The organism is Bradyrhizobium sp. 197, assembly GCF_023073375.1.
Classification (GTDB): domain Bacteria; phylum Pseudomonadota; class Alphaproteobacteria; order Rhizobiales; family Xanthobacteraceae; genus Bradyrhizobium.
Window position 1 is genome coordinate 354,156 of the sequence record NZ_JADPJJ010000030.1, and the last position, 18,410, is coordinate 372,565.

Annotated in this window: 16 protein-coding genes and 1 pseudogene; 12 read left to right on the forward strand and 5 right to left on the reverse strand. The window is 63.0% G+C overall.

Going from position 1 to position 18,410, the window contains the following annotated elements; translation table 11 throughout:
• Positions 1-202: 202 nt before the first annotated feature.
• The 6 genes and pseudogenes from IVB27_RS08205 to IVB27_RS08230 all read left to right on the forward strand — a co-directional run bounded on the left by IVB27_RS08205 (position 203) and on the right by IVB27_RS08230 (position 3,029).
• Positions 203-824, forward strand: a pseudogene (locus tag IVB27_RS08205) (hypothetical protein).
• 31 nt (positions 825-855) lie between these two features.
• Positions 856-1,305, forward strand: a complete 450-nt coding sequence (locus IVB27_RS08210; RefSeq protein WP_247339280.1) for a DsrE family protein — start codon at positions 856-858, stop codon at positions 1,303-1,305.
• Positions 1,306-1,568: 263 nt separating this feature from the next.
• Positions 1,569-1,892, forward strand: coding sequence for an ArsR/SmtB family transcription factor (locus IVB27_RS08215; protein ID WP_247350883.1), 324 nt, complete (start codon positions 1,569-1,571; stop codon positions 1,890-1,892).
• Positions 1,889-2,320 (forward strand): SRPBCC family protein, encoded by a 432-nt coding sequence (locus IVB27_RS08220; protein WP_247350880.1) that lies wholly within the window; start codon positions 1,889-1,891, stop codon positions 2,318-2,320. Before IVB27_RS08215 ends, IVB27_RS08220 begins: the two co-directional genes overlap by 4 nt.
• Positions 2,321-2,361: 41 nt before the next feature.
• On the forward strand, positions 2,362-2,586 hold the full coding sequence (locus tag IVB27_RS08225) for a hypothetical protein (RefSeq protein WP_247442782.1): 225 nt from the start codon (positions 2,362-2,364) through the stop codon (positions 2,584-2,586).
• Entirely contained in the window at positions 2,583-3,029 is a 447-nt protein-coding gene (locus IVB27_RS08230; protein ID WP_247350877.1) for a DUF1801 domain-containing protein, read from the forward strand. Before IVB27_RS08225 ends, IVB27_RS08230 begins: the two co-directional genes overlap by 4 nt.
• A gap of 9 nt (positions 3,030-3,038) precedes the next feature.
• Here the strand turns inward: IVB27_RS08230 and IVB27_RS08235 are convergent, their stop codons facing one another.
• From IVB27_RS08235 to IVB27_RS08250, 4 genes are all read right to left on the reverse strand, one after another.
• Positions 3,039-4,574, reverse strand: a complete 1,536-nt coding sequence (locus tag IVB27_RS08235; protein ID WP_247350874.1) for a SpoVR family protein — start codon at positions 4,572-4,574, stop codon at positions 3,039-3,041.
• A complete protein-coding gene (locus IVB27_RS08240) occupies positions 4,571-5,848 on the reverse strand; it encodes a YeaH/YhbH family protein (RefSeq protein ID WP_247442918.1) in 1,278 nt (425 codons plus the stop codon). The genes IVB27_RS08235 and IVB27_RS08240 overlap by 4 nt, the downstream gene beginning before the upstream one ends.
• Before the next feature lie 19 nt (positions 5,849-5,867).
• On the reverse strand, positions 5,868-7,811 hold the full coding sequence (locus IVB27_RS08245; protein WP_247350872.1) for a PrkA family serine protein kinase: 1,944 nt from the start codon (positions 7,809-7,811) through the stop codon (positions 5,868-5,870).
• A gap of 297 nt (positions 7,812-8,108) precedes the next feature.
• Positions 8,109-8,768 (reverse strand): STM3941 family protein, encoded by a 660-nt coding sequence (locus IVB27_RS08250; protein WP_247442787.1) that lies wholly within the window; start codon positions 8,766-8,768, stop codon positions 8,109-8,111.
• 306 nt (positions 8,769-9,074) lie between these two features.
• Here IVB27_RS08250 and IVB27_RS08255 point away from each other — a divergent pair, with 306 nt between their 5' ends.
• Genes IVB27_RS08255 through IVB27_RS08280 form a run of 6 tightly spaced genes read left to right on the forward strand, consistent with a single transcriptional unit; the run spans position 9,075 to position 16,578 of the window.
• Positions 9,075-11,924 (forward strand): bifunctional transaldolase/phosoglucose isomerase, encoded by a 2,850-nt coding sequence (locus tag IVB27_RS08255; RefSeq protein WP_247442790.1) that lies wholly within the window; start codon positions 9,075-9,077, stop codon positions 11,922-11,924.
• Positions 11,925-11,937: 13 nt separating this feature from the next.
• Positions 11,938-12,918, forward strand: coding sequence for a phosphogluconate dehydrogenase (NAD(+)-dependent, decarboxylating) (gnd, locus tag IVB27_RS08260; RefSeq protein WP_247442792.1), 981 nt, complete (start codon positions 11,938-11,940; stop codon positions 12,916-12,918).
• A gap of 45 nt (positions 12,919-12,963) precedes the next feature.
• Positions 12,964-14,475 (forward strand): glucose-6-phosphate dehydrogenase, encoded by a 1,512-nt coding sequence (zwf, locus tag IVB27_RS08265; RefSeq protein WP_247442795.1) that lies wholly within the window; start codon positions 12,964-12,966, stop codon positions 14,473-14,475.
• The gene (gene pgl / locus IVB27_RS08270; protein WP_247442797.1) at positions 14,475-15,224 is read left to right on the forward strand and encodes a 6-phosphogluconolactonase; all 750 of its coding nucleotides are present in this window, start codon (positions 14,475-14,477) and stop codon (positions 15,222-15,224) included. Before zwf ends, pgl begins: the two co-directional genes overlap by 1 nt.
• Entirely contained in the window at positions 15,211-15,741 is a 531-nt protein-coding gene (locus IVB27_RS08275) for a gluconokinase (RefSeq protein ID WP_247442798.1), read from the forward strand. The genes pgl and IVB27_RS08275 overlap by 14 nt, the downstream gene beginning before the upstream one ends.
• A 24-nt stretch (positions 15,742-15,765) precedes the next feature.
• Entirely contained in the window at positions 15,766-16,578 is an 813-nt protein-coding gene (locus IVB27_RS08280) for an HAD family hydrolase (RefSeq protein ID WP_247442799.1), read from the forward strand.
• Between the two features lies 1 nt (position 16,579).
• On the opposite strand, the gene IVB27_RS08285 is transcribed toward IVB27_RS08280, so the two are convergent.
• A complete protein-coding gene (locus IVB27_RS08285) occupies positions 16,580-18,385 on the reverse strand; it encodes a glycoside hydrolase family 15 protein (RefSeq protein ID WP_247442800.1) in 1,806 nt (601 codons plus the stop codon).
• Between the last annotated feature and the right edge of the window lie 25 nt (positions 18,386-18,410).

An 18,410-nucleotide genomic window follows, 5' to 3' on the forward strand; every position in this document is an offset into this window, starting at 1 on the left:
GGAATCGCAGGCATCGAGTTCCGAAAGGCGACAGCGTCACCTCGATTGAACCTTCACGATCCCCGCGACGACTAACGCCCTGCATGGAACTATCAGCTCGCTCCGCCCCAGCGATGATCATGTCAGGGACACGCGACGTTGAACGCGTCGCACCCGGGCCGCGTCTACAGCTTACAGCTCAGCTGCGGCGTTCGAGGCCATCATGAAGTTTTCCCTTTTTGCTGCCGTCATTTTTGCCACGTTCATCGGCGCCGCCCGGGCCGAGGAGGCCGAAGACATCCGCGAGGCGGGCAAGACCGAGGCCGAGACCTTCAACGCGCGGATGTACGCAGGCACGCCCCGGCAACAAGGCTTATGCCTGCTTCGTCCGCCGCTACGATGCCGAACACCTGGCGCGGCATCCCAAGCAGAAAGTCGCCTTGATGAAGCTGCTGGTCTCCGCGGAATTCGACAGCGAGGACAAGCAGCTGCACAATTCCTTCCGGCTCGGCTTCAAATATCGCCATCGTAGCGGCGATTTCAATTCCGGCGGCTCCTGTAGCCATGTTGCGTTTGTGAAGGACGGGAACGATGTCCGCCTCGGCTGCGGCGTCGACTGCGAGGGCGGCAGCATCGGGGTTGCGCTGTCGAAGGACGATAAATCGGCCGTCGTGCGGCTGGTGCGGGTCAGGGTCTGGCAGAACAACAAGCCGGATGACGACGCCGAGCAATCGCTGGTCGCCGGTGCCGACGACGGGATCTTCCGCCTCAACCGCACTGACGCCCGAGAGTGCGCCTCGCTCGTGACCGATCGCAAGGAAGTCGCCGCGCTCCGCCACAAATGATATATCTCAGGCGCAATCGAGGGAGATCGTCATGAACCGCCGGAACATCCTATGGAGCGCCGTCTCGGCGGTGGGCGCGGCGCTTGGCGCCTCGCGTGCACAAGCCGCCACCGAAGCGAGCACGGGCAGCAAGCTGAAGGTGGTCTATCACCTCAGCGACGCGGAGAAGGTCAATTTCGTGCTCGGCAACATCCAGAACCACATCGACGGCGTCGGCGGTCCTGATCAGGTCACGATCGCGCTGGTGATCCATGGACCGGCGCTGAAGGCGTTTCACGGGGCGCAGGCCAACCCTGACATCAGCAAGCGCGTCAGCGATTTCTCCAAGGACGGCGTCGAGCTCGCCGCGTGCGGCAACACGATGAAGGCGCAGAACGTCACGCTTACGGATCTCTTGCCGGGCTTCGTCAGCGCGGAAAAAGGCGGCGTGGTCCGCCTGGCCGAGCTTCAGTCGCAGGGTTATCTCTATCTGCGGCCGTAAGCAGGTTACCGCGAAAAGGTGAGCTCCCTCCCCCGCTTGCGCGTGAGAGGCGGGGTGAGGATGTCTCGCAATCGAGACTTCCCAAGAGAACCCCCAAGAGGAGAAAACCCTCACCCGGCGCTGCGCGCCGACCTCTCCCGCAAGCGGGAGAGGTGCACCGGTGCCCGCGGCAAGTACTGAAATCCGACCGCCCCTTCATCGCGCTTGACATATCATAACCCCATGGTTATGAACTAATCCATAACTTACAGGTTATGAATCTCATGTCCGTCGCTCACGACCTTCTGTTCAGGACGCTTGCCGATCCGACCCGGCGGGCGATCTTCGAGCGGCTGTGCCGCGAAGGGGAACAGACAGTCGGGGCACTGACGGCGGTATCAGGCGTTTCCCAGCCGGCGGTCTCAAAACATCTTGGCGCGCTGAAGCAGGCCGGGCTGGTGCGCGACCGGCATCAAGGACGGCAAACGCATTACAGCGCGCTGCCCGGCGCACTCAATCCGCTGATCGACTGGACCGGCCAGATGGCCGGGTTCTGGCAAAACCGGCTGGACGCACTCGACGATCTCCTGAAGAGGATGGACCAATGACCGAAGCCGCTACCGAGATGCGTTCTGTCGTCATCGAGCGCGAATTTGCCTTTCCGGCAGAGCGGATCTGGCGTGCGCTGACGCAGCCGCATCTGATCGAGGAGTGGCTGATGAAGAACGACTTCAAGCCGACCGTCGGCCACCGCTTCAACCTTCGCGGCGAGTGGGGCGGCGTGCTGGACTGCGAGGTCCTCACCATCGAGCCGCAGAAGACGCTCGCCTACACCTGGAATTTCTCGCATGACGACGCGGCGTTCGATCTCAAGAGCGTCGTGACCTTCACGCTGACACCGACGGGCGCCGGCACGCAACTGCGCGTCGAGCAAGCCGGCTTCAGCCCGACGCAGAAGCAGGCTTTTGGCGGCGCGCATGCCGGCTGGAAGCAGTTTTTCGCCAAGCTGGACGAGGTGCTGGCGCGGGCTGACTAGCCAGCCGGCGTCTCTTCAGATCATTCCCAAAGGAGATCCCAATGAGCTCAAGCATGTGGATTCGGCAAATCCATCGCTGGCTGTCGATCGCTTTCACGCTCGCCGTCGTCGCGAACATCGTCGCCATGATCCAGCGGGTCGAGGCCGCCTGGATCGGCTTCATGGCGCTCGTCCCGCTGATTCCGATGCTTATCACCGGGTTATATTTGTTCGCGCTGCCCTATCTCGGCAAGCGCGACGACGCGCGACGCGAGGCGAGATCATGAAAAAGGCCGTGACCGCTACGACAGGCAGCGCGAAGGAAGCAAATGGGCCTTCGCCTTCCAAGCTGATCGACAGCAGGATCAAGGAGCTCGGCGACTGGCGCGGCGAGATGCTCAAGCGCATCCGCGGCCTGATCAAGGAGGCCGATCCTGACATTGTCGAGGAGTGGAAATGGCGCGGCGTGCCCGTCTGGGAGCACGACGGCATCATCTGCACGGGGGAGACCTACAAGGCCGTCTTGAAGATGACGTTTGCCAAGGGCGCGGCACTGGACGACCCGGCCGGGCTGTTCAATTCCAGCCTCGAGGGCAATGTGCGGCGCGCGATCGATTTCCACGAAGGCGCGAAAATCAACGAGAAGGCGTTGAAGGCGCTGATCCGCGCGGCGGCGGCCCTGAACACGAGCAATGCCAAGAAGAAGCCGGCCAAGAAGCGTTCTCCGTAGACGGCGACGTCAGGCCGCCACCGGAATCGGGCGCGGGCTCACGACATATTCGCGCAAGACCTTGTCGTTGCCGTCGACCTCGATCAGCGCGACGTCATAGGTCCAGAGATCGGCGAGGTGCTGGAGCACCCGCTTGGCATCGGTCTCGTTGAGCTGCGAGCCCTTGATGACGTGGTGATGCAGGATCAGGCGGCGATCGCCGGAGAGATCGACGTCGACCACTTCGATATTGGCGTCGATGTAGCCGACATCATGCTGCCGCGCCAATTCGCGCCGAACACGGCGGAAGCCGCGATCGTCGTGGATGGCATCGACCCGGATGCCCGCTCGCTCCTCGGGGTCATCGTGCAGATGGAACATGCGGAGGTGCCGCATCAGCTTCGGGCTCAGGAATTGGGCGATGAAGCTTTCATCGCGGTAGTTCGCCCAGACGTCGCGCAGCACGCCCATCACGTCGTTCTTGCCGGCGATGTCGGGGAACCACTCACGATCCTCGTCCGCGGGATTTGTGACGATGCGCTCGATGTCCTGCATCATTGCGAAGCCGAGCGCGTAGGGGTTAAAGCCGGAGAAGCGCTGGTCGTCGAATTCAGGCTGGAACACGACGTTGGTGTGTGACTGCAGGAATTCGAGGAAATTGCCGTCGCTGATGCGGCCCTGCTGATGCAGCTTGGTCATGATGCGATAGTGGACGTAGGTCGCCGTCCCCTCGTTCATCACCTTGGTCTGGCTCTGCGGATAGAAATATTGCGCGATGTGGCGGACGATGCGCAACAGCTCGCGCTGCCATGGCGCCAGGCGCGGCGCGCTTTTCTCCAGGAAATACAGCAGGTTTTCCTGCGGCAGGCCGAGCAGCTTGCGGCGCCGTTCGAGGGAGATGGCTGACCGGGTCTTCGACGCCCCCTTGGGCACCGTGCGCCAGAGATCGTTGAAGACCTCCTCTTCGTGCTGGCGGCGACGGCCGGCACGCTTCTCTTCCTCGCGCAAATCCAGCTTCTTCTTGCCGGGATAGCGGTCGATGCCGTGCGACATCAGCGCATGCGCGGCATCCAAAGTGCGCTCGACCTCGACGCGACCGTAGCGCTCCTCGCAGCTCATCACATACTTCTTGGCGAAGTCGAGGTAGTCCAGAATACCGTCGGCGTCGGTCCACTGCTTGAACAGATAATTGTTCTTGAAGAAGTGGTTGTGGCCGAAGGCGGCGTGGGCAATCACCAGCGTCTGCATCGTCGCCGTGTTCTCCTCCATCAGATAGGAGATGCAGGGCGAGGAGTTGATCACGATTTCATAGGCGAGCCCCATCAGTCCCTTGCGATAGGACGCCTCGTGATACGCGAACTGCTTGCCGAACGACCAATGCTTGTAGAACAGGGGCATGCCGACCGACGAGTAGGCATCCAGCATCTGCTCGGCGGTGATCACCTCGATCTGGTTCGGATAGACGTCGAGCCCGAGATCCTTGGTCGCCACCTCTTCGCAGGCATCGGTGATGCGCTGCAAGATGTGAAAATCCCAATCGGCGCCTTCGAACAAGCGTTCCGTCATGGAGCGGTCTTCTCCTGGGCAGTTTCGCGGCGCTGGAACAAATCGTGGAACACCGGAAAAATCTCGCTGCGCTCGCTGACCTTGCGCATCGAGAGCGGTTCGCCGCTGTTGCGCAGGCGCTCGTAGAGGGTCCAGAGCGAGGAGTCGGAGAGATCGAAGGCGCTGCCGCCTGATTCCCCGACCTCGAGATAGGCGAAGAACTGGCAGATCGGCAGGATCTTGTCGGTCAACAACATGCCCGTGAGCTCGCCGTCGGAATAGGAATTGTCGCCGTCGGAGGCTTGTGCGGCGTAGATATTCCAGTCCGACGGATTGAAGCGCTCGCGCACGATCTCGTGCATCGCCTGGAGCGCGCTGGAAACCAGCGTGCCGCCGGAGGCCGGACCGTAGAAGAAGGTCTGCTCGTCCACTTCCTCGGCGCGGTCGGTGTGGCGAATGAAGACGATCTCGACATGCTTGTAGCGGCGCTTCAGGAACACGTAGAGCAGCATGTAGAACCGCTTGGCGAGATCCTTCATGTGCTCGGACATCGAGCCCGAGACGTCCATCAGGCAGAACATCACGGCTTGCGCCACCGGCTTGGGCACCGTCTCGAAGCGGCGATAACGGATGTCGAGCGGATCGATGAAGGGAATGCGCTTCGTTTTCGCCTTCAGCTTTTCGAGCTGGGCGAGCAACACCAAACGCTCATCGTCGTCGGTGCATGCCGCGATCGCGGCTTCCAGCTGTTCGATCTCCTCCTTGCTGGGACGCTTGAGCGCGATACGGCGCGCCAGTGCGCGCCGCACAGTCCGGCTCACCGAGATGTTGGCGGGCGAGCCCGACGTGGTGTAGCCGGCGCGCTGGATGCCCTCGCTCTCGGTCTGCGCGACCTTGCGCTTGGCGAGATCCGGCAGTTCGAGGTCGTCGAGGAAGAGATCGACGAACTCGTCGCGGCTCAGGACGAAGCGGAAGGCGTCTTCGCCGTCGCCCTCGCCGGGACCGGAATCCTTGGCGCTGCCCTGGCCGGACCGCTGGAGATAGTCACCCTCGATGAACTTCTTGTTTCCGGGCAGCACCATGTCGCGTATTCCGCCTTCGCGGCGGAAGCGCGGCTCGTGCATGCCGTCGAGCGGTATCGTGACTTCACCACCCTCCAGGACATCCTTGATGTCGCGTTCCTGCGAGGTCTTCTTGACGGCGCCCTGCACCAGGGATTTGGCCCGACGCAAGAACCGCTGCCGGTTCTCAAGACTCTTGCCGCCTGGATTCAGACGCCTGTCAATAATGTGAATGGGCACTTTTCCATCCGCCTCAACCGGCCTGCTTCACGCGCATGTACCATTCGACGAGCCGGCGAACCTGACGCTCGGTGTAGCCGCGCTCCACCATGCGTGCGACGAACTCGCCGTGCTTCTTTTCCGTCTCGCCGTCCTTCTTCGACCCGAAAGAGATGACCGGAAGCAGGTCCTCGACCTGAGAGAATATCCGCTTTTCGATCACATCGCGAATCTTCTCATAGGAGATCCAGGTCGGATTCTTGCCACCGTTCTGGGCGCGCGACCGTAACGAGAATTTGACCACCTCGTTGCGGAAATCCTTCGGATTGGCGATGCCCGCCGGCTTCTCGATTTTGGTCAATTCCTGGTTCAACAGTTCGCGATCAAGCAGCTGGCCGGTGTCGGCATCCTTGAAATCCTGGTCCTCGATCCAGGCATCGGCGTAGTCGACGTAACGGTCGAACAGGTTCTGGCCGTAATCCGAGTAGGATTCGAGATAGGCCTTCTGGATCTCGTTGCCGATGAACTCGGCATAGCGCGGTGCGAGATCCGCCTTGATGAATTCGAGGTAGCGCTTCTCGACTTCCTCGGGCAGCTGCTCGCGTTTGATCGACTGCTCCAGCGCGTACATCAGATGCACGGCGTCGGCGGCGACTTCCTGCGGATCATGGTTGAAGGTGGCAGCCAGGATCTTGAAAGCGAAGCGCGTGGAGACACCGTCCATACCCTCGTCGACGCCGGCGGCATCGCGATATTCCTGGACGCTGCGCGCCTTCGGATCGGATTCCTTCAGGCTCTCGCCGTCGTAAACCCGCATCTTGGCGAACACCGTGGAATTTTCGTGCTTGCGCAGACGCGACATCACCGAGAACCGGGCCATCGTCTCCAGCGTCGAAGGGGCGCACGGCGCGGCCGCGAGCTCGGAGCCCTGGATCAGCTTCTCGTAGATCTTCTGCTCTTCGGTGATCCGCAGGCAATAAGGCACCTTGATCACGCAGATGCGGTCGATGAAGGCCTCGTTGTTCTTGTTGGCCTTGAAGCTCGACCACTCGGCTTCGTTGGAGTGGGCGAGGATGACGCCGGTGAACGGAATCGCGCCGATATTCTCCGTGCCGATATAGTTGCCTTCCTGCGTTGCCGTCAGCAGCGGGTGCAGCATCTTGATCGGCGCCTTGAACATTTCGACGAATTCGAGGATGCCCTGGTTGGCGCGGTTGAGGCCGCCCGAATAGCTGTAGGCATCGGGATCGTTCTGCGCGTAAGTCTCGAGCTTGCGGATATCGACCTTGCCGACCAGCGAGGAGATGTCCTGGTTGTTCTCGTCACCGGGCTCGGTCTTGGCGACCGCGATCTGGCGCAGCCGCGACGGCTGGATCTTGGCGACCCGAAACTGGGAAATGTCACCGCCGAAGGCTTCGAGCCGCTTGTAGCACCACGGGCTCATCAGGCCGGTGAGACGGCGGCGCGGAATGCCGTATTTCTCTTCCAGCATCGGGCCGAGCTGATCCGGATCGAACAGGCTGAGCGGGCTTTCGAACACCGGGCTCAACTCGTCGCCGGCCTTGAGCACGTAGATCGGATGCACTTCCATTAGCGACTTCAGCCGCTCGGCAAGCGAGGATTTGCCGCCGCCGACCGGACCGAGCAGATAGAGGATCTGCTTGCGCTCTTCGAGGCCCTGCGCTGCGTGACGGAAGAAACCGACGATGCGCTCGATGGTTTCTTCCATGCCATAAAAACCGGCGAAGGCCGGATAGGTGCGGATCGTGCGGTTCAAAAAAATACGGCCGAGGCGTGGGTCCTTGGCCGTGTCAATCGTCTGGGGCTCGCCGATCGCCGCGAGTAATCGTTCGGCCGCGTTCGCGTATTTCATGGGATCGCTTCGACACGATTCCAGATATTCCGCCATCGACATGTCGTGCTGGCTTCTCGCCTCGAACGACTTAGCGAAAGCGTTGAATAGAGAATCGTTGTACATGATCCCTCTCCGCGTGAGTTCCGCTACAAGCTGAAACGAAAGCAGTTACCGGACCGTTCCTCAGGCCGGATCGAATCAGCGTGAGCACATGACGATCATTGGACACCCTGGTGTCGACTCGACGCAACGCACAACGTAGGCACTCGTTGGGTTACGAACAGGCACCTGCCCGTAATTTGTGCGAATCTCTATCTATATTGGCCTATTTCCAGAAAATGTCACTCGGTCGCAACATCCGGGCGTTACCGGGGATGAGCCTATCCTGCCCGGCACCATAGCGATCCGCGAGCGGCGATCTTATGACGCTTGTACGGCGAAGCCTTGGGTGCCGCGTTCATCTTCCTGCTGCAATGCAGTGCGCGGACTACTGGCAGCGTGACAGTCGCGGCAAGCCCTCAGCAGTGTATCAAAATCGGTCGCCAAACCCTCCGACCGAATGACAATCCGACCGTTCTGAGCACAACGGGCCAAGCCGCGGATGGTGCAGAGCTGCCGCTGCAAGGCCGGCGTCGGCGTCAGCACGATCATCTTGCGCCCACGGCGTTCTTCAGCCGAAATCTCCGCGATCGAGTCCCACAGCAGAAATTCATTGCCGATGCGGAGATCGCGGATGCCGTAGGGGGTGACGATCACCACCGGCCCCCGTTCGGCGGGGAGCACCCAGATCAGCCAGCAGGTGATCGGACCGAACAGCGCGACGCCCGCATAGCCCATCGCGGTATCGTAGTCGCTCATGCCGCCCCACCAAGCTAAGGCCAGGCCGGCGCTGAGCAGTGTCACGGCGAAACCCGCCGCGACCAGCAGCCGTAGTTGGGTCTTGCATAGACTGATTTCGAGATCGTTGGAGGCGTCGATGCATCCGGCCCGCGTGACGGATTGCGGGCTGTCAGCGACAGCGGGCGCCAGGCCATCATGATCTGCATGATCTGCGTGCATGCTTTCCCCCAGCATGGCCATTCGCGACCGAGCCACAATGCATCAGGCGGACCGGAATCCGCCGATCGTACTCCGCGCAGCCACTAGCGACGAGGTTAGGCAGCTAACGCTACGCAACGAGCCCCCGGCCGATTCCTCGCGGCCAACGACTTTTTACGTAACTCGGCTCCTTCACCCGGATCGCCATGATGGCGACGGAGTTACACTGGAGGGTATGACGTCCATACCCTTGAATGGTTCCCTCAAGGAAGCATGTAAGCTAGAGGATAGCGCGTCAGGACCGGCGCGGAAACCCCTCGCCCGCAGGCTTGGAGATAAATAAGCAGCATGAATCCCGTCAAAGAACTGGAAAAGCACGGACAAGCCGTCTGGCTGGACTTCCTGGCCCGTGGCTTCATCGCCAAGGGCGACCTGAAGCGGCTGATCGACACCGACGGCGTCAAGGGCGTCACCTCCAATCCATCGATCTTCGAGAAGGCGATCGGCAGCTCGGACGAGTACGACGCGCAGATCGGCAGGGCGTTGAAGCGCGGCGATCGATCGGTCACCGACCTGTTCGAGGCTGTCGCGGTCGAGGACATCCAGAACGCCGCCGATGTGCTGCGCCCGGTCTATGACCGCCTCAGGGGAGACGACGGATATGTCAGCCTGGAGGTCTCGCCCTATCTTGCGATGGACACAGGCAGCACGGTCGCCGAGGCGCGGCGGCTCTGGAAGGACGTCAACCGCAAGAACCTGATGGTGAAGGTGCCGGCGACGCCGGAGGGCCTGCCCGCGATCGAAACGCTCATCGGCGACGGCATCAGCATCAACATCACGCTGCTGTTCTCCAGGGACGTCTATCTGCAAGTCGCCGAGGCCTATCTCGCCGGCCTGGAGAAATACGTCGCAGGTGGCAGCGACCCCTCGCACGTGGCGAGCGTGGCGAGCTTCTTCGTCAGCCGCATCGATTCGGTGGTCGACAAGCAGCTCGACGAAAAGATCGCCCGCGCCAACGACCCCAGCGAAAAAGAACGGCTCGCCGCGCTGAAGGGCAAGGTCGCGATCGCCAATGCCAAGGTCGCCTACCAGGATTACAAGCGCCTGTTCTCGGGTCCCCGCTGGGACAAGCTCGCCGCCAAGGGCGCCAAGCCGCAGCGCATGCTCTGGGCCTCGACCGGCACCAAGAACAAGGACTACAGCGATATCCTCTATGTCGAGGAGCTGATCGGCCCCAACACCATCAACACCATGCCGCCGGCAACACTGGATGCGTTCCGCGACCACGGCACGCCGCGCGACAGCCTTGAAGAGAATGTCGACGACGCCCGCCGCGTGCTGGAAGAGCTGGAGCGCTCCGGCGTCTCGCTCGATGCCGTCACCGAAGAGCTCGTCAAGGACGGCGTCAAGCAGTTTGCCGATGCCGCCGACAAGCTCTATGGCGCGGTCGCCCACAAGCGCGCCACCGTGCTCGGGCCCGCGATCGACCGCCAGCTTCTCTCGCTCGGCGACGGTCTCGGCAAGGCCGTGGCCAAGAGCACCGAGGAATGGCGGGCCTCTGCCAAGATCCGCAGGCTGTGGCAGCGCGACAAATCGGTCTGGACCGGAAGCGACGAGGACAAGTGGCTCGGCTGGCTCGACAGCGCCGCCAAAGCCGACGTCGCCAATTATGAGGACTACGCAAACCGCGTGAAGGGCCAGAAGTTCTCGGACGCTGTCGTGCTCGGCATGGGCGGTTCGAGCCTTGGCCCCGAGGTACTGGCCGAGACGTTCGCGCGGAAGTCCGGCTTCCCGAAGCTGCACGTGCTGGATTCCACCGATCCGGCGCAGGTGCGGGCGATGGAGGCCAGGATCGACATCGCCAACACCGTGTTCATCGTCTCCAGCAAATCCGGCGGCACCACCGAGCCTAACGCGATGAAGGATTATTTCCATGAGCGCGTCGCGCAGGCCCTCGGCCCGAAGGCCAAGACCGGCTTCCGCTTCATCGCGGTGACCGATCCCGGCTCGTCGCTGGAGACGGCGGCGAAGAAGCTGAACTATGCCCGCATCTTCCACGGCGAGCCCTCCATCGGCGGACGTTATTCGGTGCTCTCGCCGTTCGGCCTGGTGCCGGCGGCAACTGCGGGCGTCGATATCAAGACCTTCGTCAAGCACGCGCTTGCGATGGCCCGCTCCTGCGGACCGGACGTGCCGCCAGCTGAGAACCCCGGCGTGCAACTCGGCCTTGCCATGGGCCTCGCAGCGCTCGAAGGCCGCGACAAGGTGACGATCCTGTCGTCCAAGAAGATCGCCGATTTCGGCGCCTGGGCCGAACAGCTGATCGCGGAATCGACCGGCAAGGACGGCAAGGGCCTGATCCCGATCGACGGCGAGCCGCTGGGCGAACCCGCAGTCTATGGCAATGACCGGCTCTTCATCGATATCCGTATCGAGGGCGAGGCGGACGCCGCCCATGACTCGAAGCTTGCCGCGGTCGAAGCGGCCGGCCATCCCGTGGTGCGCATCGTGATGAAGTCGATCGACCATCTCGGCCAGGAGTTCTTCCGCTTCGAGATGGCAACGGCGGTGGCGGGCAGCATCCTCGGCATCAATCCGTTCGATCAGCCGGACGTGGAAGCGGCCAAGATCAAGACCCGCGAGCTCACCGCGTCGTTCGAGAAAACCGGGGCGCTGCCGGCGGAGCAGCCGGTGGTCAGCACGGATGAAGCCGATCTTTACACCGACGAGACCAACGCCACGGCGTTGCGCGCTGCCGGCGCCAACGGCGACCTGACCTCATGGCTGAAGGCGCATCTGTCGCGCTCCAATCATGGCGATTATGTCGCCCTGCTCGGCTACATCGCGCGCGACAAGGCGACGATCGAGGCACTGCAAACCATGCGGCTCGAAGTGCGCGAGAAGCGGCACGTCGCAACCTGCGCCGAGTTTGGACCGCGCTTCCTGCACTCGACCGGGCAAGCCTACAAGGGCGGGCCCGATAGCGGCGTATTCCTCCAGATCACTGCCGACGACGCCAAGGACTTGCCCGTGCCGGGCCAGAAGGCAAGCTTCGGAATCATCAAGGCAGCACAGGCGCGCGGCGACTTCGACGTGCTCACCGAGCGCGGCCGGCGCGCGCTGCGGGTCCACCTGAAGGGCGGGCTCAAGAGAGGCCTCGCTGCGCTCAACGCGGCGCTTAACGACGCACTCAATTAAAGGAATCTCTCAGATGCAACTCGGCATGATCGGTCTCGGCCGGATGGGCGGCAACATCGTTCGCCGGCTGATGCGCCACGGCCATTCGACCGTGGTTTACGACAAGGACGCCAAGGCCGTCGCCGGCCTCGCCGCAGACGGCGCGATTGGCTCCGCGACGCTGGAGGAGTTCATCTCGAAACTCGAGCGGCCGCGTACGGCCTGGGTGATGCTGCCAGCCGGCCACATCACCGAGACCACGATCGGCACGATCGCGGGCGTGATGCAGGAAGGCGACGTCATCATCGACGGCGGCAACACCTTCTGGCAGGACGACGTCCGCCGCGGCAAGGCGCTGAAGACGCGCGGCATCCACTATGTCGACGTCGGCACCTCCGGCGGCGTCTGGGGCCTCGACCGCGGCTATTGCATGATGATCGGCGGTGAGAAACAGGTGGTCGACCGGCTCGATCCGATCTTCGCCGCGCTCGCGCCCGGCGCCGGCGACATTCCGCGCACGGAGGGACGCGAGGGGCGCGATTCCCGCATCGAGCAGGGCTACATCCATGCCGGCCCGGTCGGCGCCGGGCATTTCGTCAAGATGATCCACAACGGCATCGAATACGGACTGATGCAGGCCTATGCCGAAGGTTTTGACATCCTCAAGAACGCCAGCATCGAGGCGTTGCCGGCGGATCATCGTTACGATTTCGATCTCGCCGATATCGCCGAAGTGTGGCGGCGCGGCTCCGTGATTCCGTCCTGGCTGCTCGACCTCACCTCGACGGCACTCGCCGACAGCCCGGCGCTGACGGAATATTCCGGCTTCGTCGAAGATTCCGGCGAAGGACGCTGGACCGTGAACGCGGCGATCGACGAGGCCGTGCCGGCCGAAGTTTTGACGGCCGCGCTCTACACACGTTTCCGTTCGCGGCAGCAACACACTTTCGCCGAGAAGATTCTCTCCGCGATGCGCGCGGGCTTTGGCGGCCACAAGGAGCCGAAGTCCAAATAAGAAGTCCAAGTCAGAAGAAGTCCACAAAGCGAAGGCTAGTAATTCGTGACAAAAGACCAGCAGCCAAAGCGCAAGCCGGAGAATTGCGCCTTCGTCATTTTTGGCGTCACCGGTGATCTCACTCACCGCCTCGTGATGCCGTCACTTTACAATCTTGCTGCCGAACATATGTTGCCGGAGAAGTTCTGCGTCGTCGGCGTCGGCCGCAACGCCATGTCGGACGACGAGCTCCGCGACAGCCTGATGAAAGGCCTGCGTGAGTTTGCGACCCGCTCCGTGGACGACGTCGTCGCCAAGAAACTCCTGGAGCGCGTCAGCTTCGTCGAAGCGGATCCAAAAGACCCGCCATCCTTCGATCGCTTGCGCGAACATCTCGATGCGCTCGAATGCGCGCAAGACACCGGCGGCAACCGCTTGTTCTACCTGGCGACCCCGCCCGCCGCGTTCGCGCCGACCGCGCGCGAGCTCGGCCGCACCGGCATGATGAAGGAGAACGGCACCTGGCGGCGACTGGTGGTCGAAAAGCCGTTCGGCACCGACCTCGCCTCCGCGCGCGCGCTGAACGCCGAGTTGCTGAAGATCATGCAGGAGCACCAGATCTACCGGATCGATCACTATCTCGGCAAGGAGACGGTGCAGAACATCCTGGTACTGCGCTTTGCCAACGGCATGTTCGAACCGATCTGGAATCGCAACCATATCGACCACATCCAGATCACGGTGGAGGAGAAGCTCGGCGTCGGCCATCGCGGCGGCTTTTATGACGCCACCGGTGCGCTCCGCGACATGGTGCCGAACCACCTGTTTCAGCTGATGTCGCTGGTGGCGATGGAGCCGCCGGCCCGTTTCGACGCGCATTCCGTGCGCTCGGAAAAGGCCGAGGTTTTGACCTCGATCCAGCAGCCGAGCGAGGAGGAAGCGCTGAAGAGCTCGGTGCGCGCGCAATATCTCTCGGGGCGCATCGGCGACGATGAGATCCCGGACTATCGCAAGACCGAGGACGTCAAGCGCGGCAGCACCACCGAGACTTTTGTCGCGCTGAAGCTGATGATCGACAATTGGCGCTGGGCCGGCGTGCCGTTCTACTTGCGCACCGGCAAGGCGCTGGGCCACAAGCGCACCGAGGTCGCGATCAAGTTCAAGCAGGCGCCGCTGTCCATGTTCTCAGGCACGGCGGTCGACCGGCTCTCGCAAAACTTCCTCACCATCGGCATCGCGCCGACCGAAACCATCGAGCTCCAGTTCAACGCCAAGATCCCGGGCCCTAGCATCACCATCGACGGCGTCGAGATGAAGTTTCGCTATGGCGACTATTTCCGGGCCGATCCCAGTACCGGCTACGAGACGTTGATCTACGACTGCATGATCGGCGACAACATCCTGTTCCAGCGCGCCGACGGAATCGAGGCTGGGTGGCAAGCGGTGCAGCCGTTCCTGGACGCCTGGAAGAACGCAGGCACGAACGGCATCGAGACCTATCAAGCCGGCAGCGACGGCCCCGCCTGCGCTGACGAGTTGCTCCGTCGCGACGGCCGAACCTGGCGGAAGTTTTCGTGATGGCAGCGGCCGGACAGCCGAAGCTGATCGTCGAGGCGGACGCCGAGGCGCTGGCGCAGACCGCGGCCGAGCGGGTGATGGCGCGGATCGATGCCAATCCCGGGCGGATCGCGATCTGTCTCACCGGCGGCTCCAGCCCAACGAAGCTCTATCAGCTGCTTGGCAGCGATGCCTGGCGCGGCAAGATCCCATGGGAGCGCGTGCACTGGTTCATCGGTGACGAGCGCTTCGTGCCCGAAAGCGATCCCCTCAACAACATGGCGATCGCGCGCGCGACCTTTCTCGATCGCAATGCGCCCCCCGGCCATATTCACCCGATCCCGACGGCGGCTGACAACCCTGATCAGAGCGCCGCGGCTTATGCGCGCGAGCTGCAGTCTTTCTACGGCGCGGAAAGCCTCGATCCGGCACGGCCGCTGTTCGACATGGTTTTGATGGGTGCGGGCCCGGACGGCCATACGGCTTCGCTCTTTCCGGGCTACCCCGCGATCGAGGAGACCATGCGCTGGGTCGTCGGGGTCCCTAAGGCCAATGTCGCGCCTTTCGTGCCGCGGGTATCCCTCACCCTGCCCGCGCTGGCATCCTGCCGCGAAATGCTGTTCGAGATTGCGGGGCACGACAAGCAGCCGATCTTGACGCGCCTCCTCAATGGCGAGACTCTGCCGGCTGTACGCGCGCGCTCGAATGGTGAGACCGTCTGGCTGGTCGACCAGGCCGCGCTACCGGAGGGAATTCGTGGCGGGCGTTGAAGCACCTTGTGCATTGATCGTGATGGGCGTGTCGGGCTCGGGCAAGAGCACGGTTGCAAACGCGCTCGGCGAGCGCCTCGGCTGGCGCTTCGAGGACGGCGACAGCTTTCACCCCGCCAGCAATGTCGAGAAGATGCGGGCTGGCCATCCTCTCACCGACGAGGACCGCTGGCCCTGGCTCAACGCCATCGCCGACGAGATCGCGCGGGTCTGCGACAAAGGCGAGCAAATCATCATCGCCTGCTCGGCGCTGAAGCACACCTATCGTGACGTGCTCCTGCGTGGACGCGACGACGTGCGCTTTGTCTTCCTCAGGGGCACGAAGGAGCTGATCGCCGCTCGTCTCGCGCAACGCAAGGGGCACTTCATGCCGCCCGGGCTGCTGACGAGCCAGTTCAGCACGCTGGAACCGCCGGAGGCGGGCGAGCACGTCATCACCGTCTCGATCGACGAATCCGTCGAAGCGATCGTGGACGGGGTTGTACGGCAGCTGAAACTGGGCGTCGCGAAGCGCTGAGGCCAAAACCCCCAAGGTCCTGCCATGACGAAAATCTCACTCGTGGTCTCCGACGTCGACGGCACGCTGCTGACCAAGGACAAGACGCTGACGGAGCGCGCGAGGTCCGTGGTGCAGCGGCTGCACCAGGCCGGCATCGGTTTCACGATAACGTCGAGCCGCCCCGCGATCGGCATGCGCTTCCTGATCGAGCCGCTGGCGCTCTGGCTGCCGGTCGGCCCGTTCAACGGCTCATCGATCGTCGATCCCGAGATGAAGCCGGTCGAGCAGCATCTCATCCCGGCCGGCGCGGCCGAGCGAAGCTTAAAAATCCTCCGCGACTTCGGCGCCGACATCTGGTTGTTCACCACCGACAAATGGCTGATCGACAACCCCAGCGGTAAATACGTCGCGCATGAGCAGCACACCATCCGCTCTGACCCGACCATCGTGACGGACTTCTCGCCCTACCTTGCGAGCGCCTGCAAGATCGTCGGAGCCAGCGCCGATGCAGCCGGCCTAGAAGCTTGCGAGAAGGCGATGCAGAAGGCGCTCGGCAGCGAGGCGACCGCAGTGCGCTCGCAAACATATTATCTCGACATCACCCCGCCCGGCTTCGACAAGGGCACATTCGTGCAAGCCATGGCCGAGCGCCTCGGCATTTCAACGGACGCCGTCGCCACCATAGGCGACATGCAGAACGATCTCGCGATGTTTCGCGTCAGCGGTGTCTCGATCGCCATGGGCAACGCGACCGACAGCGTCAAGGACCATGCCACCCACGTCACCGCGTCCAACGAGCAGGACGGTTTTGCGGAGGCGATGGAGATGATCCTGAAGCGGAACGGGGTCGCTTAAGTCACTGCTTCGACCGCTGCACCGCCGGCTTCTCGCTCCCTTGCCTCGCCGCGGACAGATTGTGCGCGGTGTTGATCAGCGCGATATGGGTCAGTGCCTGCGGGAAGTTGCCGGTCTGGCGCCGGGCGCCTGAATCATATTCCTCGGCCAATAGCCCGACGTCGTTCGCGATACCGACCACGCGGTCGAACAAGATCTGCGCCTTGTCGAGATCGCCCGCCAGCACATGGGCGTCGGCGAGCCACAGGCTACAGGCGAGGAACGCGCCTTCGAGCGGCGGCTGTCCCGCAGGCACTTCGCGCGGGTCGTGCCGCAGCACGAAACCGTCGCGCATCATGTGGTTCTCGACAGCCCCCATGGTGCCACGGATGCGCGGGTCCGATGGCGGCAGGAAGCCGACGGCCGGCAACAGCAGCACGCTGGCATCGAGCAGTTTCGAACCGTAGGATTCGACGAAGGCGTTTTCCTCCGCGTCAAATCCCTTGTTGCAGACGTCGCGATGGATGGCATCGCGCAACGCGCGCCAATGCAGAAGCGGCGCCTTGAAGCCAAAAGTCTCGGCACTCTTGATGCCGCGATCGAAGGCGACCCAGGTCATCACCTTCGAGAAGACGTAGTGCCTGGGCTCGCCGCGCCGCTCCCAGATGCCGTGGTCGGGCTGGTCCCAGACCTCGGCGAGATGATTGAGCACGTTGCATTCCAGCGCCCAGGTCGTTTCGTCGTCGAGCTTGAGCTTGGCCATGCGTGACTGATGAAAGGCGTCGATCAGCTCGCCATAGACGTCGAGCTGAAGCTGCGCATGGGCGGCATTGCCGACCCGCACCGGCCGCGCGCCCTCATAGCCGTCCAGCCAGCCCGCCTCCCATTCCAGCAGCCGCCGCTGGCCCCAGATGCCGTACATGATCTGCATGTTCGCCGGCGAGCCTGCCGCCGCGCGCAACAGCCAATTGTGCCAGGCCAACGCTTCCTCGGTATAGCCGGAGTTCATCAGCGCCAGCAGGGTGAAGGTGGCATCGCGCAGCCAGCAGAAACGGTAATCCCAGTTCCTGCTGCCGCCGAGCTTCTCCGGCAACGAGGTGGTGGGCGCGGCGACGATGCCGCCGGTCGGGCCAAAGGTCAGCGCCTTCAGCGTGATCAGCGAGCGCATAATGAGATCGTGATAGTCGCCGTCGCGGATGCATTTGCTGCACCAGTCCTGCCAGAATTTTTCGGTCTCCTGGAGCGCGACCTCCGGATCGATCGGCGCGGGCGGTTCGAGATGCGAGGGACCGTAGGTCAGCACGAACGGCACGGTCTCGCCGGCTTTTACCTCGAAGTCGGACACGGTTGTCATATCCTCGCCGCGGGTCTTTGCCGGCGTACGGAGCACCGTCATGTCCTGGCCGGCGACCGCAAGCAGCGAATGGTCAATCCGCCGCACCCAGGGAATGTCGACACCGAAGCCGAAGCGGATCACGAGCTCCATCCGCATCTTCACCGTGCCGCTGACGCCGCGGACCAGCCGCACGATGTCGGAGGCCTTGCCGCGCAGCGGCATGAAGTCGATCAGCGCAACGGTGCCGCTCTTCGTCTCGAAGCGCGTCTCGAGGATGAGGGTGTCGCCGAGATAGCGGCGCGACGTCGCGGTGACGTCCTCGTCCGGTGCGATCAACCAGCGGCCGTTCTTGTGCGTGCCGAGGATCGCAGCGAAGCAGGCGTCGGAATCGAAGGCCGGCCAGCACAGCCAGTCGATCGAACCGTTGCGCCCGACCAGCGCCGCGGTCTCGCAGTCGCCGATCAGCGCATAGTCCTCGATCCTCTGAGACAATGTCGTGCGAGCCTCGAAAACGGCG